Origin of the sequence: Tabrizicola sp. (assembly GCF_030694085.1) — a bacterium.
Taxonomy (GTDB): Bacteria; Pseudomonadota; Alphaproteobacteria; order Rhodobacterales; family Rhodobacteraceae; genus Tabrizicola.
The window spans coordinates 264,672-279,575 of the sequence record NZ_JAUXZE010000039.1 but is presented as its reverse complement, the minus strand read 5'-3'; the positions used below and the strand labels follow the sequence as shown (position 1 = coordinate 279,575).

Here is a 14,904-nt window from a genome sequence, read left to right as displayed (position 1 = left end):
GACGAACCTTTCGGACAGGAGAGATCAGCATGGCTGACGGTCGCAACATCTTGGTCAGCACGGCGCTTGGCGACACGCTCATGTTTTCCCAGATGGAGGGTTTCGACGAGGTCAGCCAGTGCTTTCGTTACGACTTGGGACTGGTCAGCAAGGACATCAACGTCAAGGCCGAGGACTTGCTCGGTACCCCTGTGACGATCACTCTGCGCACCGACAGTACAAATCGATTCTTCCACGGCATCGTCGCCGAATTCGCCTTTCTGGAGCTGCGCGAGGACTACGCGCATTACCGCGCGGTGCTGCGGCCCTGGCTGTGGTTCCTGACCACGCGCAGCGACAACCGGATCTTCCAGAAGAAAAGCGTGGTCGAGATCATTGAAGAGGTGTTCAAGCCGCATGCCCATGTGAAGGTCGAGAAGCGGTTGAAGAAGTCCTATCCGCCGCGCGACTATTGCGTGCAGTACCGCGAGAGCGACCTGAATTTCGTGCAACGGCTGATGGAACACGAGGGGATCTTCTATCACTTCGACCATGCCGATGGCGAACACACCCTCGTCCTGTCCGATGCCAATGCGAGCGTTAAGGACGCCAAGGCGTTCGACACGGTGAAATTCCGTGGCGCGCCGGGGACAGTTACGGACGAAGCGGACGTGATCATGACGCTTCTGCCCCGCGCCTCTGTCCGGTCAGGGAGCTATGTTCACACCGATTACGACTTCAAGAAACCTGCGACCGATCTGATGACCAAATCCGACGCGCCTAAGTCGCACGAGGCGGCGAAGGGTGAACTCTACCACTATTCCGGCGATTATATCGAGGTCGGCGCGGGCGAACCCTTGTCCGCGATCCGGCTGGAGGAAGCGCAGGCCCCATATGTGCGGGTCGAAGCAACGGGAACTGTGCGCGGACTTTGGTCCGGCGTCAGCTTTCAGCTGGAAGAGTTTGATCGCGAAGCGGACAACGTCAAGTATCTGGTGCTCCGCTCGGACTATGTGATGTGGGATGCGCTTTTTCGCTCGGGCGGGGATCGAGAGGGCGAGGGGTTTCATGTTCGGCTGATGTTGCAGCCCCTGAGCCTGGCCTTCCGGCCGGAACGCCGCACGCCGAAGCCGCAGATGTCAGGCCCGCAGACGGCGGTTGTAGTGGGTCCGTCAGGCGAGGAGATCTTCACCGACGAATATGCCCGGGTGAAGGTTCAGTTCCACTGGGACCGGCTGGGTGGAAAGGATGAAAACTCCAGCTGCTTCGTCCGGGTCAGTTCAGTCTGGGCCGGGTCAGGCTGGGGGTTCATCCAGATCCCGCGGATCGGGCAGGAAGTGATCGTCGACTTTCTGGAAGGTGACCCGGACAAGCCTATCATCACCGGGCGGGTCTACAACGCCGCACAGATGCCGCCCTATGGGCTTCCCTCGAACGCCACACAGTCGGGGTGGAAGTCTAACTCCTCTCCTGGCGGGGGCGGCTGGAACGAGATGCGGTTCGAGGACAAGAAGGGCGCCGAGGAGGTCTACTTCCAGGCCGAGAAGGACCACAACGAGCTGATCAAGAACAACGAAACCCGCACCATCGGCAACGACTTCGCCGAGGATGTGGGCCACGATGCAACGCAGGATATTGGTCACGACCGGACCGAAACGGTCGGCAACGACAAGTCGGTGACGGTGGGGCATGACCAGACCACCAGCATCGGCAACAACGATACCGAGACGGTGGGCGTCAACCGGGCGCTGACGGTCGGCTCGAACGAGACGATCAGCATCGGGTCGAACTCGAGTGAGACGATCGGGCTGAACCACAGCCAGACCGTGGCGGTCGCTCAGACAATCACCGTGGGTGCTGCGCGGGTGGACAGCGTGGGGGCATCGGAGACCCGAACCATCGGGGCGGCGCAATCTATGACCATAGGCGCCTCGCGCGACGTGACGGTGGGGGCGTCGCAAAGCCATTCCATCGGGTCCGACGACAGCTGGACCATCGGGGCGAACCGGTCGGTGGCGGTGGGCGCTGACGAGTCGATGACGGTGGGGGGAAACCAGACCGAAAACGTATCGGGCGACGTGGCGCTGAAAATCGGCAAGGGGCGGGCAACGGACATCGCCAATGCCGAAATGGTCAACGTTGGTAAGGACATGGGGATAAAGGTCGGCAAGACGTTCATCCTGGATGTGGCCGACGAGATCACCCTGAAATGCGGCGATGCCCAGGTGACGATGAAGAAGGACGGGACAATCACCATCAAGGGCAAGGACATAAGCCTGGCGGGTTCGGGCAAGATCAATGCCAAGGCGGACGGGAACATCACCATGAAGGGCGCGAAGATCAACCAGAACTAGGTTCGGGCCGTTCGGGAATTGAGCGCGTGCCGCGCAAGCCTCTTGTCTCGCGGTTTTGCGTGAAGGACGCAAAACCGCTCGGCTGGCCTCCGGCGGGGATATTTTGGCAAATGTGAAAGGCTTATCCGGTGCCGAGAAGTTGCCGGAGTACACTCTCGGGGGTGGTGGCATCCGTGGCGACAGGGGGCTGGCCCGGAGTCCAGAGTTGCATCGGACCACTGGCCGCGGCGATGGTGTGCGGTGAAGGCAGGGCGTCAAGAGCCTGCCACAGAGCGTCCGGCGTTAGGGTCTCGGGGTGAAGCGCGAGTGCGGCGTCGCACCAGGGATCGATCTGCGCAGGTGCGAGGTCGCCATCGGCGAGCAGGAGAAGTGAGAGCGGGAAGTGCCGTCCCGCCTTGTCGCGGCTGGGCAGGATCACGCCGGCGGCAAGGCGACCGCCCGAGGGTAGACGGAAGCGAAGACCGCCGGACGGAAAGCTGTGGCCGTGGCGCTGGAGGTGGGCGATGTGGCGGGTGAGCCAGAAGTCCCAGTGCTTGCGGAAAGCCTCGGGCAGTCCGCGCCAAACGAAATCGCCCGTCGCGGGAAGCTTGCCGAAGATGCCGGCGACGGGACGCTGCGCGTCGTTCTGAGGCGTCAGAACTTCGTCGGACATTTGAAATTGCCGAACATCTTCAGGTCGAAGGGGTTGTCCACCGAGGCCGCGCGCAGCTCGAACGCGGCAGAGAAGCCCGAAAGGCCCAGACTGAGGTTGAAGACTTCTGGCAGCGATGTACCGGAGAGACGGCCCTTGCGGATCAGCCGCAGCCAGGCCCATGACCCGGTTTCCGAGGTCAGTAATTCCCCGGTTCCGTCGGCGGGCTGGAAGGACAGCGAGATCAGGTTGGTGCCGTCAGGTCCGGGCCAGGTCATCGGCATCGGGCGGGTTGCGGCATTGAGATAGGTCAGGACCTGGCCGTCGACGTTCAGGGTCACCGAGGCGGCATTTGGGGTCAGATCCTTCGCCTCCAGCGTGAAGGCCATGACCGGGCCGGAGCCGCCCGGGAACAGGCCGTCGCGGATCGAGCGCGCGCGCTCGAACGGCGCAAGGAGTGCGCCATCTAGGCCGAAGTCGGCGCGCCATGCCCAGGGCTTCACCGTGGTGTCGATGTACGGAAGCAGATTGTCTGTGACGAACTTGTCGATCCGCGCGCCGGGGGCGAAAAGCTCGCGGAAGTCGGCGACGTTGACATCGATGGCAGAGCCTTCGTCGAAGGGATAGCGGCCCTGGGTTGCCTTGATGCAGAAGTCGTAGACATCGGCGCGCCAGCGGTCGTTAAGCTGAGAGATCACCGCGTCCCGCGTTACGGCGATGGTGTCGCCGGCGATGCCCGCGACCCAGTCATCCAGCGGATCAGGCAGCGCCTTGGCGGCATTGGCGACGGCCCCGGTCAGCTCTCCCAGGCCGCCGCGGGCAAGCAGGGTCGCTTCGGGGTCAGGCGAGTTCATCGCGCTGGCCAGTTCCTTGGCCAGACCGTCGAGTTGCAGGCCGACATCGTCCAGTAGCGGCGGCAGGCCATCGACTTCCTCGATCGCAGCCTTGAGCGGTGCGAATTGAAGGGCGATGTCGGTGCCGGGGGGCGGGCCGTCCGCAGTTCCGCCGGTGGAAGTGGCAAGCTTGCTGCCCGCCTTCAGAAGCTTGCCGACCTTGCCCAGCTTGGAGACCGCCTTCTTGGCCAGCGCGTCAGTGTTCGCGCCTTCCTCTTCGGGGATAACCCGGGTCAGGTCGACCTCGTCCACCACGGCGCGGACGAGACGGCGGAGGGTGCTGTCCGGGCTGGCGAGGTCCTTCATGTTCGCGGTGGCAGTGGGCAGGTCTGTGATCGGTGCCAGGCGGATATCACGCAGAAAGCCGTTCCACTGGGCGATGAAATCGTCCTGGTAGAGTTTGAGGATGTCGGCCTCCAACGTAGCGACCGAGGCGTCGGAGCTTTCGGCGCAGCCGCCGGCAAAGACCTGCTGGTCCAGGGCGGCAGTTGCGGCGACCTCGGGGATCAGGGGAAGGACGGTGGTGTGGAAACCAGTGTAGGTGAACGCTCCGGGCAGACCGACGCGGAGGGTCCTTTCCGAGATCCGGGTCAGAACTCGGATAGCGTTGGGGCCTGCCTTTTCCGCCGGGATCCATTCCGGCAGAGCGGTGACTGCGGGGTCGGAGATCAGCGCGGAATAGGCGCGGGCGGCCAGCGGGATGGTGCAGATGGATTGCAGCGCCTGCTGGACGAGAGCGGTGTCGGGCGCGATCTTCTGTTCTTCCGATCCCATGCGGTCGATAGCTGCCAGCTGGTGTTCCAGCGCGGCCTCGGTCGGGAAGGGGTCAATGGGAGAGTGAAGCGGCAGCTGGTCCTGCCACCATTGGGCCGCGAAGTCGCGGTCGTAGGGAGCAAGTCCGGTCATCATGTAATAGACCTTCAGCGCGCCCAGAAGGTATTCCGGGTCGCGGATCTGGCGCCACATCGTCGCTTCCAGGACCGCCACCATCCGGGGGTCCAGGATGTTGCGCAGGCTGCGGTCATAGGCGATGCGCTGCGCCTCGGCCAGTTCCGACCGCGCAGTGGGGCCGATGTAGGTCAGGGGCGAGGTCGGGACGTCGGTCGCGGCTGCCCTGACTTCGGTCACGCCTTCCAGCGCCAGTTCCAGGTCCAGCGGGTCGGTCGGGGCCTGACGGGCGGCCACGTTGGCCAGGCGGCCGGAAAGGTCGGCCAGCAGACGCTCCTGATCGTCGATGCCGCCGGAATAGCGCAGGAAACTGAACAGGAACAAGAGACCTGCAAGGAGCGTGACCAGGGACGCCCCGGCGATGGAGCCGCGCCAGATCCATTTCCGGCGTTCCTCGGCGGCGGCATCGAACGTGCCAAGGCCGGCCTCAGGGAAGATGAGGTCGGTCAGCATGTTGCGCAGGAAATAAGAGCGCTTCTCGCCGAAGGGTCGACGGGTCTGGCTGTCGGCGTTCAGTCCGAAGGACCCGGCGAGTTCGCCCACCAGTCGGTCGATGGGCGAGCCTTCCTGGGTCGCGGAGGTCAGGTAGAAGCCGCGCAGCCAGGGGCTTTCCTCATACCGGCTTTCGCCGAAAACGGTGTCGATGAGGATCTTGAGCGGCGCTTCCAGGCGTTCGACCTGGGCAGGGAAGCGGAAGACCTCTGCCCGCTGCTCCAGAGGTACATCCTCGGCCATGCGCGAGGTGAGGCGGGTTTCCAGGTTCGCCAGCAGCGCCTTCATCTCGCGTTCGATGGTGGTGCGGTCAATGCGGGCGTCGGTGGGCAAGGTAGCGCCCCAAACCTGTTCGCGATCCTTGGTAGGCAGCGACCCAAAGAACGCTTCAAAGCCGGGCACGAGGTCGACCTTGGTCAGCATCAGGTAGACCGGCAGCTGGATCTGCAGGCGTTCGCGGAGTTCGGCGAGGCGTTTGCGGATTTCCCGGCCATGCTCGCGGACCGCCGCTTCTCCGGCAAGGAGTTCCTTTAGACTAAGCGTCAGGATCACGCCGTTAAGCGCCCGCTTTCCCCGGTGCTTCTTCAGCATGTCAAGGAAGCCAAGCCACTCGGCCGAGTCGATCTCGGGGTCGCTTTGTTGCTGGACATAGCGTCCGGCTGTGTCGACCAGAACAGCGTCTTCGGTGAAGAACCAGTCACAGTTTCGCGTCCCGCCGACGCCCTTCAGGTCATCGGACAGGTCGATGGGGAAGTGCAGGCCGGACTGGCGCAGCGCGGTGGTCTTGCCGCTGCCGGGGGGGCCGATGATCACGTACCAAGGCATGTCACGCAGGAACTTCTTGCCGCCCAGCTTGGAGCGCTTCATTTCGGTCAGGACCGAGGCAAACTTGGTGTTGATCTCGGCCACGTTGGCCTCGCCGGGGAGCGAGACCTTGGGGCGTTCGGGGGCGGCAAGTTCGGTGACGAAAAGTTGGTTCTTCTTGGCGGCCCCCAACTGCGCGAGAAGAAGGGAGAAGAGCCAGAAGATCAGGATGACGGCGATGACGATCATCCGCACCAGGTCATCGGCCAGTGGGGCCATGTCGCCGACCGACACCAGCGGACCGAACAGCCAGATCAGCGCGCAAAGAAGGACGACACCGATGAACGTCCACAATCGGCGCGAGAAGAGGAACCGGAAGATGGCTTTCAGGAATTTCATCAAAGCTTCTTCTCGATCTTGATCTCGATGCGGCGGTTCTCGGCCCGGCCCACTTTGGTGCCGTTGTCGCCCACGGGTTCGCTGTCCGCGCGCCCTTCGGCAGCCAGAAGCTCCACCGGGACTCCTGATGCGGTCAGAAGGTCGGCAATTGTCTTGGCGCGGGCCTCGGAGAGCCCCTGGTTCGAGGCGAAGGGGTTTGAGGCCTGGACCGGAACGCTGTCGGTGTGGCCAATCACTGTGACCTTGCCGATGACCTCTATGTTTTCGGTGATGCACTGGGCCAAGGCGGCAACGAGGGGGCCGTAGACGTCATTGATGTCGGCCTTGGCGCTGCGGAACACCTCGGGGTTCGACCCCCGCAGGGTCAGGTAGGCCAGGCCCACATCGTCGCGGCCCGAAAGGGCTGCGGCGGTGTCGGTGGGGGCTTTCGCCAGACAGGCGGGGACAAGTTCCAATACCACCGGTTCGATCTTGATCTCGGGCGCGGCGGGTTCGGCGTTGGTGCGGACCGGGCGGAATATTTCGGCCCGTTCTGGGGGCGGAAGCAGGCGGGCAAGCGCGTAAAGCTGTGTGGACTTGTTGGACAGCTGGATGCCGAGGCCGATGTAGATCGCCGAGATGACGGCGACTGCAGCAAGGCCGATGGTCCAGAGCGGCACTGCGAAACGCGGCTTTTCGTCCGGTGCGATGACGCCCTTCCAGTGGGGGGAAAGCTCTGCGGCTTCGGCTTCCGGGTTGCGGATCGCACGGGCAATAGCAGAACGCATGGCAAGAAGGGCGGCTTCACCTGTGCGGCCATCGATCCGGTATTTTCCGCGGAAACCCAGGTTCAGGCAGTGGAAACCCAGCTCCAGCATCTCCGGGTCGCGGTTGGGATAACGCAGAAGCTCTTCCAGCCGATCGAAGAACTTGGTCCCGGCATCCACTTCGCCCGACAGACCTACGACCAGGGGCTGATGCGGCCAGCTGGAATGACCGCCCCAGGGGGTGTTCAGGGCGATGTCGTCGATCAGCGCGGCGACGAACCAGGCGGCCTGATTGGCGCGGGTCATGGGGACGCCCATGCCGACAGCGCTGTCGCGGGCGTCGATCAGGTTTTCCTGCACCCGCAACCGCAAGCCTTCCGCATTGGCCGGGGGCATGGCGCGCTCCAGTTCGGGCGCGAGTTCCAGAAGCGAGGCGAAGGCAACGATCAGCGGGTTGGGATTCGCGCGGGTCAGGCGGGGTTTCGGGGCGCGCTGGCCGTAATCCTGCGGCGGGGTGCCGAAGCTGCCGGACTGGCTACCGTAGCCTTGCCGCCCAAAGGAAGACTGACCGCCGTAGTCCTGGCCGCCGGAACCTTGCCCGCCATAAGCCTGCGGGGGCTGGGGCCGCTCGGCCCCAAAGGTCGGAGGCTGCGGACTGGTGGCGGGCGTGCCAGATTTCACCGGCCGGATGCGGGTGCGCCCGGCGTCATTGGAAAGACCAAAGGGATCGTCTGGATCGCTCATCGGCTTACGGCATAGCAGTCTATTTCGGGTTCACGGTCCAATGCCCCTGATACGCCGATTACGAAACCGGGCGCGTCGACAAGCTGGACAAAATGTTCGGACTTCTGGTCAAGCTCCAGGCACAGTCGCTCGCCATCATAGGGGATCTCGCGCGGCTGGGAGTGAAGCGGCTTCAGCGGAATCCCCGGCAGGCGGGATTTCCACAGCTTCTCGAAGGCATCGGCGGCCCCAACAGTGGCCTGACTGACAAAGATGCGGCGGAGGCTCTCGTCCGACATCTCGGACCCGATGCGCAGGACGATGCGGCTGGTCTTGAGGAGGTCGGGGTTGTCGATGCGAACTTTCCAGATGTTCTGGGCGTGGCGGGCGACCTGAAGCGCGCGCGACTTCGGCTCGACGTGCCGCAGCGACAGCATCAAGGAACGCAACGTGTCGGCCAAGGCCGCGAAGGCCGGTTGTGGATCGAGGTGGTCGTAGGCGGGAAGGTCCGAAAGGCGACGCGAGGACGAGCCATAAGTCGCCATCCGTCCGGCAAGCCCCGCCAATTCCATGAAGAATTCCGACGGGTGGTGCAGGTTCTGCGCCAGCATGTGCGCCACCCGCGGGCGGGCAGAGTTGGCGAGTTCCAGAAGAAGCAGGTTTTCGATCGACCGGCCCGCGCCGCCAAGGACCAGCTTGCCATGCGCCTCGGCGATGCGGTCAAGGCCTGTGACAACCTCTTGCGAAAGGCCCGCATACCAGGGATTGGCGGCAAGGCAAAGGGCAGGGGCGAGGTAGCCCTCGGACAGGGCGACCGAACCTTCGGCGCGAAGACCGTCGACCCGCGCGATGGGAAGAGCGACATATCCCGCCGCGTCCTCTCCCGGCAGGATCAGGCGCGCCGACAGACGGGCAACCTCAAGCTCTTCGGGTTCCGCACCTCCCCGGACAGCGTCGCGGACCGTCTGGATCACACCTTGGTAGCGCGAGCCTGCGGGGTCGGCATGGGCAGGGTCGATGGTGGCGGCGCCGGGGCGTTCGATTGGGATGGCCAGCGCCACGAGTCCGGCCATATCGACCCTGATCGGCACCGGGGCCGGGGCGGACATGGTGTCGGGGATCGCGAAGGGCGTCCCGTCGGGGAAAATCCCCGTGGCCGAGGCGATTGCGACGCGGCCTGCATCCAGTGCGGGCTTGTCCAGCGTCAGCGACCGGAATCCCCAGGCCTGCATGGGTGCGGCCTGAAGCGCGCCGCGCACCAGACCCTCGGTATAGCGGTCCTGCTGCTGCAGGTGCTGGGTGCGCAGGAACAGCCCCTCGGACCAGACAACCTTGTTCTTGTCGCTCATTCTTCTGTCCTGCTCCTGCATGCACCCAAGGGGTCACATCGGCGTCAGCTTGATCCCGCTGGCGGTCACGTCAAGCGCGAAGGTGACCGCGTCGGTCGGCGAGACCGAGGACTTCGCACGGAACTGCTTGCCCGCCGGGTCGCGGAACCCAGCGACGACGGCGATCATCGCGGTCGTCGCCTCAAGTGCTACGGTCTTCGTGACCTTGCCACCGGGCGCAAGCGTTATCGTGTCGGCCTTGACAAGATCACCACCCAGCGTGGCCGAGGCGTTCTGAAGTCCGAAGAAATCTGCCCCGTCGAAGGCGCCCGAGCCGCGCAGTTGCAGAACTTGAAGCGTCAAGGGTCGGTCGGCTCCGTCCGGGCCTGGGTTCATCCCAGCCGCCCCTTGCGCAACGATGGTCACCGATCCGGGGCCTGAGGGGGCGCAGGCCACCAGCAGGACGGCGCTGCCGCCGATCAGAAAGGCACGGCGTGGAAACTCATTGGTCATTGGTCTTCTCCCTGTTGCCTTCATATGCGGTGCGGAAATCAGCGCCCACTTCGCCCAGAAACCTGTCCTCGGCAGCGCGGGCGATGTCCTTGTAGCGGTCGGTATAGGCCTTCCAGAGCTTGGCGTTGCGGCCACCGGAAAGAAGGGACTCGAGCATCCCCAAATCCTCAAGATCTTTCTCGACTGCCGCCGGATCGAACCTGTCGATCATCCTGCGCAGCGCTGACTGCACACCGACCCAGGACCGGACCTGATGGTCAGCAAGATCGCGGAAAGCACCGTTGATCGCGGTGTCGGGGTCAAGGTAGCCGGGGCCCTTTGGGCTGACCAACGCCGCAATGGCCTCGTCGGTGGATGCAAGGAATTTCAACGGGTTGACGTCAGAGTTGCTGATCACTGTCTGCGCCACGCGGGCGTTCTGCTTTTCCTTGGCGCGGGTCCGAAGCATCAGCATCAAGCCTTCCACAAGCAGGCGGAATCGCTGACCCATCGCCTCCATTTCGGCCTCCGGGTCGGTGACGGTAGACGGGTCAAGGCCGAGACCGCGGAAGAACGCATCTCGGAGGGCGGAATCGGACCCGACAGGGCGCGCGACTGCGGCCGCTCCTGGTGAGGCGACTGGCGATGCGGCCTGCGCCGGTGATGGGGCCGGGTCGCCCCGCTGGCGGGTGCGATTTTCGGTGTCGATGACGGGAGATGCGGCCGGTTCCGCGACCGGCGTTACACCGGGCGCCTCGGCAACGAGGTTTAGCGGCTCGGGTGGCCGTTGGGGCGGATCGGTGGAAGGAGCAGGGGGCGGCATGGCCCACCAGTCCTCGGTTGAAGGGGGTGGCGCTGCTGACACGGGCTCTGACGGTTTCGGGCTACTGGGTTCGTCGAAGAACGAACCGAAGCCGAAGTCGTCCTTGCGCGGGGCAATGGGTTCGGGAACGCTGCCCGCGGGGCGGGGGGCCACAGACCTGTCAAGAGTGAAAGGGTCATCGAACAAGGGCGGTGGTGCAGCACGGTCGGGCGCCGGGTCGTAGCGGCGGGCGTCGGTCGGACCAGTGTCGAAAGGCGTTGGGAGGTCCTGCGGGCGATTGACAGGCGACGGTGGAGCCACGGCCTGCGAAAAGAAGTCGTCATGCGTCATCTGCCGCTGCGCCGGGGCCTGAGTACGGGGCGTGGCCGCCGGGGCGGCAGCCTCTATCTCGACCTTGATCACAGTGTCGCCAAGCCGCAGGCGCATCCCGGTTTCCAGCCGAGCGGCATTGCCGGGGCCAAGCGGTTGGTCCTTGCCATCGATGAAAAGCCCGCCTCGGCTGGCGTCGGTCACGATGAACTGCCCCGCCTCGCCGGTTATCACGCAGTGCTTGCGCGACACATACATATCGGGGTCGTTCAACTGCCACGAACATTCGGCCCCGCGTCCGATGGAGAATTCGCCCCCGGGATGGCGCATCTCGCGTCGGTCCTGAGGGTGGGGGCTGTGTTCGATCACAAGGCGAAGGGTCATGCAGCCTCCACTTGCGCAACGCTGTAGAGGCGGAGGTCGTCGGCGTCCTGTTGGCGATTTGGCGAAAGCCAGGCCGTTCGGCCAAGCTGGCTATGACCCAGTCGGGTGTCGGGTATCTGGTCCCTTGCCAGGATAAGGCGCAGGTCGAACTCAAGCTCTCGACCCATCGCATGCCGGATCGCGTGGCGCAGGCGCGCGATGAGCTCCGGGTCGCCGAGGAATTCTGTGAAGCGGGCCAGCGGCAGCGGGCCAACCCGAAGCTCGACCAGCGTCTGGCGCTGGAAGCTGCGCGCGCCAACCACGGCAGAGCGGCCAAGCTGGGCATGCTGCCGACCAAGGCGGGACTGCAGGCGGGGCGGAATATGGGTCCAGGTGCCAAGGAACTCGACCAGGCTGACAGGGGCCTCCAGCACATCCCCCAGATAGGCTGTCAGTCGCTCGACGCTGTGGACTTGACGGCCCAGTGCGGTGGCGTGGCGAAGTTTCAGCCGGGTCTGGGCGTCGGAAAGCTTGGGCTTGGTGCCGGGCAGGGCCACCCCCGCCAGCGCCTCGACCAGGGCCTGCACCCGGCCTGCGGGACCATGTTCGATCTGCACCTCGGGGCGGGCATCCGCCCAGGAGCGCCAGTAAAGCGCCAGCATCCTGTGCTGCAAGAGGTTGCAGAAATCAAGAAATGTCGTGTCCGAAGCGGCATCGGTGCCTTCGCTGAACCAGCGTTCGGACAAACGGCTAAGCACCCAGCGGGTGATGTGCAGCGGCAACGCCCCCTCGGGGCCAAGAAGGCCCAGCACCTCGACATCGACCTTTGGTGGCGGGCCGGGGGTGAAGCCGGCGACGTCCCGGGTGCCGAATGTGAGCCGCGCGCGCTGGCCAAGGCGGGCGGGTTCCTTCGACGGCCCGCCCGACCGGCCAAAGCGGATCTGGTCGCGCTCAAGCCGACGCAGCAGCTCGTAGAAGCCCATGCTTTCAGGGGCGGGCACATCTCCGGTCAGATCAGGGCGCGGTTGCCCGGCGTCATCGGCCACGACACATCCTCCTGTCTTTGCATGAGATGGGTCTTCGTCCGCACGAACGAGTTTATCGCGGCGTTCCGGGCGAAAAGCTGGTTTAGAAGTGCAGACAGAAGGAGCGTAGAGCCACCAGCCATCGTCGCCTCATCGACGTCCAGCGTGATCTCGACCCCGTGGCCAAAGCAGATCGGGCCGGGAATACCCAGGCGCTCGACCACCTGGCGCGATCGGACGCGGGTGATCGACCGGGCGTGCCGGGCCATCGCGGGGTCTCCGCGCCCGGCGTAAAGGTCCAGCATGGCGCGCAGTGGCTCTGCGTCCTGGCCTGGTTCGGCGAGGGAAAGGTGGTTGAGCGACAGCTGCGCCACCAGCCGCCAGGCAAGGTCGTCAAGCTGGCTTTCCCCGCCAGACACGATGTTCGGCAGCGCCGCGGCGACCGAAGAGCGCGGACGGCGGAAGGGGGCGATCAGTTCGATCCGCCCGACCGGGTCGCCGGTTTCCAGTGAAAGCTTCGGGCTGTCGTCCAGGATTGGCAGGTCACGGTTGGTGCAAAGCGCGCGAATGTCCAGGCGGCGGATCGCTTTGGTCACCGTCACATCTGAAGGCCGCGCGATCGACAGGAACAGATCATCGCCCGTGTAACTGGTGCGGGTCTGGCCGCGTCTGATCTCGTCCTCTCCTGGCCGACGTGGCCGGCGTTCGGTGGTATAGACAAGGCCGGACCCGCGGTGCTGACCAACCGAATACAGTGGTTCGACTCTGGCCTCGGGGCCGTCGCTGTCAGCGTCCTCGACATTCGACAGGCGGTAGATCTCGAAGTCCCGCGGTCGGGTGCGGTCGGCGTGAACGACATGGGCGGCGGACCGGCCGTCGATCTCGATCACGTTGCACTCTTTCTCGAAGAGGTTGACCAGCGGCGAGACAAAAAGGCGGAAGTCCTTGGCGGCGATGTCCGAAAGCTCGGGGCGCGCGGCGTCAAGGTAGACCACGACTTCGCAAGGGCCGGTGGTGCACGCACGAAGTGCGGGGTTAAGGCCGTCAAGCCGCAGGTAGTGAAAACGGTCCGGCATCAGGAAATATTCCCGCATCAGTCGGTAGCCTTCGAAGGAAGGGCGGACGCGGGGCAACAGGCCTTCGCGGTCGGTGATGCCGACAAGAGAGGGGCCTTTCAGCGACAGGGATCTTCCCTTTGGCGCGCGGGCGATGGCAAGGGCGCCGTGGCCGAAGATTGCGTCGAAGATCGCCCCCCCCCGGCTGCCGCCCACGAACCAGAGGTCAAGCCGGTCGAGGCTAAGCTCGGCCAAAGAGCCGGGACCGACGCGGGTCAGCGTAAAGCGCAGTGCGGCTTCGGCCTCTGCGTGGTCAAGGCCTGCTGAATTCATCGCGCCCTTGTCCTGCAAATAGTCCACCTTCTCCAGCGCGATGGGCCAAAGCGTCACGTCCTGCGCGGTCGCATAGGTGGCGCGGGTGGCAATGCCCTCGCGGAAGGCAGCGATGGACCGGGTGCCGCGCTGCACGAGGTGGCCGTCTAGCATGGTCTGCACCTGAGGGCCTGGGTGCAGGACGGCCATCGTCATCGCAGGCGCGGGGCAGACGAGGTCGGGATAAAGCTCATCCAGCAAGTTGCGGACGTAGCGGCTGCTTTCCGCATCGATCTTCAGCCGCGTCCGGGCCGAAAGATAGGCGACACCCTCCAGCAGGCGTTCAACGTAAGGATCGGGGCACGGCACCGAGTCGAGCGAAAGGTTGCGGGCCACCGTTGGATGAAGTGCCGCAAACTCTGTCGCAAGCTCGCGGATATGGGCCAGTTCGTCTTCGTAATAGGCTAGGAAATTGCGGTCCATCACCCGTCCTCGACCGCTGTAGTTGCGCGTCCGTTGTCCAGGTCGACCATTGTGGACAACCGCAGCCGCTCTGGAACCGGCGAGAGCAACAGCATCGCGTCGACCTCGATCTTCATTCCGGCCCGATCCCCAGGGGCGACCTTCACGCGGATGCTGTCGCGCTTTAGCCGGGGCTCGAAGACGGCAATCACCTCGCGCAACTCCTTGGCAAGGGCGGCAAGATCGAAGTCCGTGATGCTGCGCCCCGAAAAGGAGGGCACGCCGTAGTTGAGAACTGACCGACGGACATGGGGAAAGTCGGCGATCATCTCTTCGGGGGTCTCATAACCTTTCCGTTCCAGATCCGAAAGCTGCAGGCCGGATTCGAAACGCTCGACGTTGAACAGCGCCTCGATGTCGCGGCGGACCGCCTCGCGCAGGACTGCGGGGCTTACGACGATGCCACGTTCTTCCAGGAAGGCGCGGCGCGCCATCTGGGTCAGGAACAGATGCAGGTCGCGCCGGGTATGGTCATCAAGACTGGCGTCCCCCTGGATCGCGCGCGCACCGCCGACAAGCACGGCCTGAACCTTGTCGGCGCCGATCCGAGCCGCAAGATCCAATCGCTGCCGATCCGTTTCCGACACGATCCCGGGCAGATCGTCCACAAGGCGGTCCCACAGGCTGGGTTGGACCGCCTCGCGTCGTGACTGGGGTGCCAGGGTCGGATCAGACATCGTTGCCTTGCCTTATCCTTCCGGGCCTG

Annotated in this window: 10 protein-coding genes; 1 reads left to right on the top strand and 9 read right to left on the bottom strand. The window is 64.6% G+C overall.

Going from position 1 to position 14,904, the window contains the following annotated elements:
- Nucleotides 1-29 precede the first annotated feature (29 nt).
- Entirely contained in the window at nt 30-2,333 is a 2,304-nt protein-coding gene (locus tag Q8M85_RS10215; RefSeq protein ID WP_305543818.1) for a type VI secretion system Vgr family protein, read from the top strand.
- Nucleotides 2,334-2,454: 121 nt separating this feature from the next.
- Here the strand turns inward: Q8M85_RS10215 and tagF are convergent, their stop codons facing one another.
- The 9 genes from tagF to tssE are packed head-to-tail and all read right to left on the bottom strand — an operon-like array spanning nt 2,455 to nt 14,875.
- Nucleotides 2,455-2,985 (bottom strand): type VI secretion system-associated protein TagF, encoded by a 531-nt coding sequence (gene tagF, locus Q8M85_RS10210; protein ID WP_305543815.1) that lies wholly within the window; start codon nt 2,983-2,985, stop codon nt 2,455-2,457.
- Entirely contained in the window at nt 2,967-6,500 is a 3,534-nt protein-coding gene (tssM, locus tag Q8M85_RS10205) for a type VI secretion system membrane subunit TssM (protein ID WP_305543813.1), read from the bottom strand. Before tssM ends, tagF begins: the two co-directional genes overlap by 19 nt.
- Nucleotides 6,500-7,990: a type IVB secretion system protein IcmH/DotU gene (gene icmH / locus Q8M85_RS10200; RefSeq protein ID WP_305543810.1), complete on the bottom strand. Its 1,491-nt coding sequence runs from the start codon at nt 7,988-7,990 to the stop codon at nt 6,500-6,502. Before icmH ends, tssM begins: the two co-directional genes overlap by 1 nt.
- Entirely contained in the window at nt 7,987-9,318 is a 1,332-nt protein-coding gene (tssK, locus tag Q8M85_RS10195) for a type VI secretion system baseplate subunit TssK (protein ID WP_305543807.1), read from the bottom strand. Before tssK ends, icmH begins: the two co-directional genes overlap by 4 nt.
- A 33-nt stretch (nt 9,319-9,351) precedes the next feature.
- Nucleotides 9,352-9,810: a type VI secretion system lipoprotein TssJ gene (gene tssJ / locus Q8M85_RS10190; RefSeq protein WP_305543804.1), complete on the bottom strand. Its 459-nt coding sequence runs from the start codon at nt 9,808-9,810 to the stop codon at nt 9,352-9,354.
- Nucleotides 9,800-11,305 (bottom strand): type VI secretion system-associated FHA domain protein TagH, encoded by a 1,506-nt coding sequence (gene tagH / locus Q8M85_RS10185; protein WP_305543802.1) that lies wholly within the window; start codon nt 11,303-11,305, stop codon nt 9,800-9,802. Before tagH ends, tssJ begins: the two co-directional genes overlap by 11 nt.
- Nucleotides 11,302-12,330: a type VI secretion system baseplate subunit TssG gene (tssG, locus tag Q8M85_RS10180; protein ID WP_305543799.1), complete on the bottom strand. Its 1,029-nt coding sequence runs from the start codon at nt 12,328-12,330 to the stop codon at nt 11,302-11,304. Before tssG ends, tagH begins: the two co-directional genes overlap by 4 nt.
- Nucleotides 12,294-14,159 carry a type VI secretion system baseplate subunit TssF gene (gene tssF, locus Q8M85_RS10175; protein ID WP_305543796.1) on the bottom strand — a complete coding sequence of 622 codons (1,866 nt, stop codon included), beginning with the start codon at nt 14,157-14,159 and terminating at the stop codon, nt 12,294-12,296. Before tssF ends, tssG begins: the two co-directional genes overlap by 37 nt.
- On the bottom strand, nt 14,159-14,875 hold the full coding sequence (tssE, locus tag Q8M85_RS10170; RefSeq protein WP_305543793.1) for a type VI secretion system baseplate subunit TssE: 717 nt from the start codon (nt 14,873-14,875) through the stop codon (nt 14,159-14,161). Before tssE ends, tssF begins: the two co-directional genes overlap by 1 nt.
- Nucleotides 14,876-14,904 lie beyond the last annotated feature (29 nt).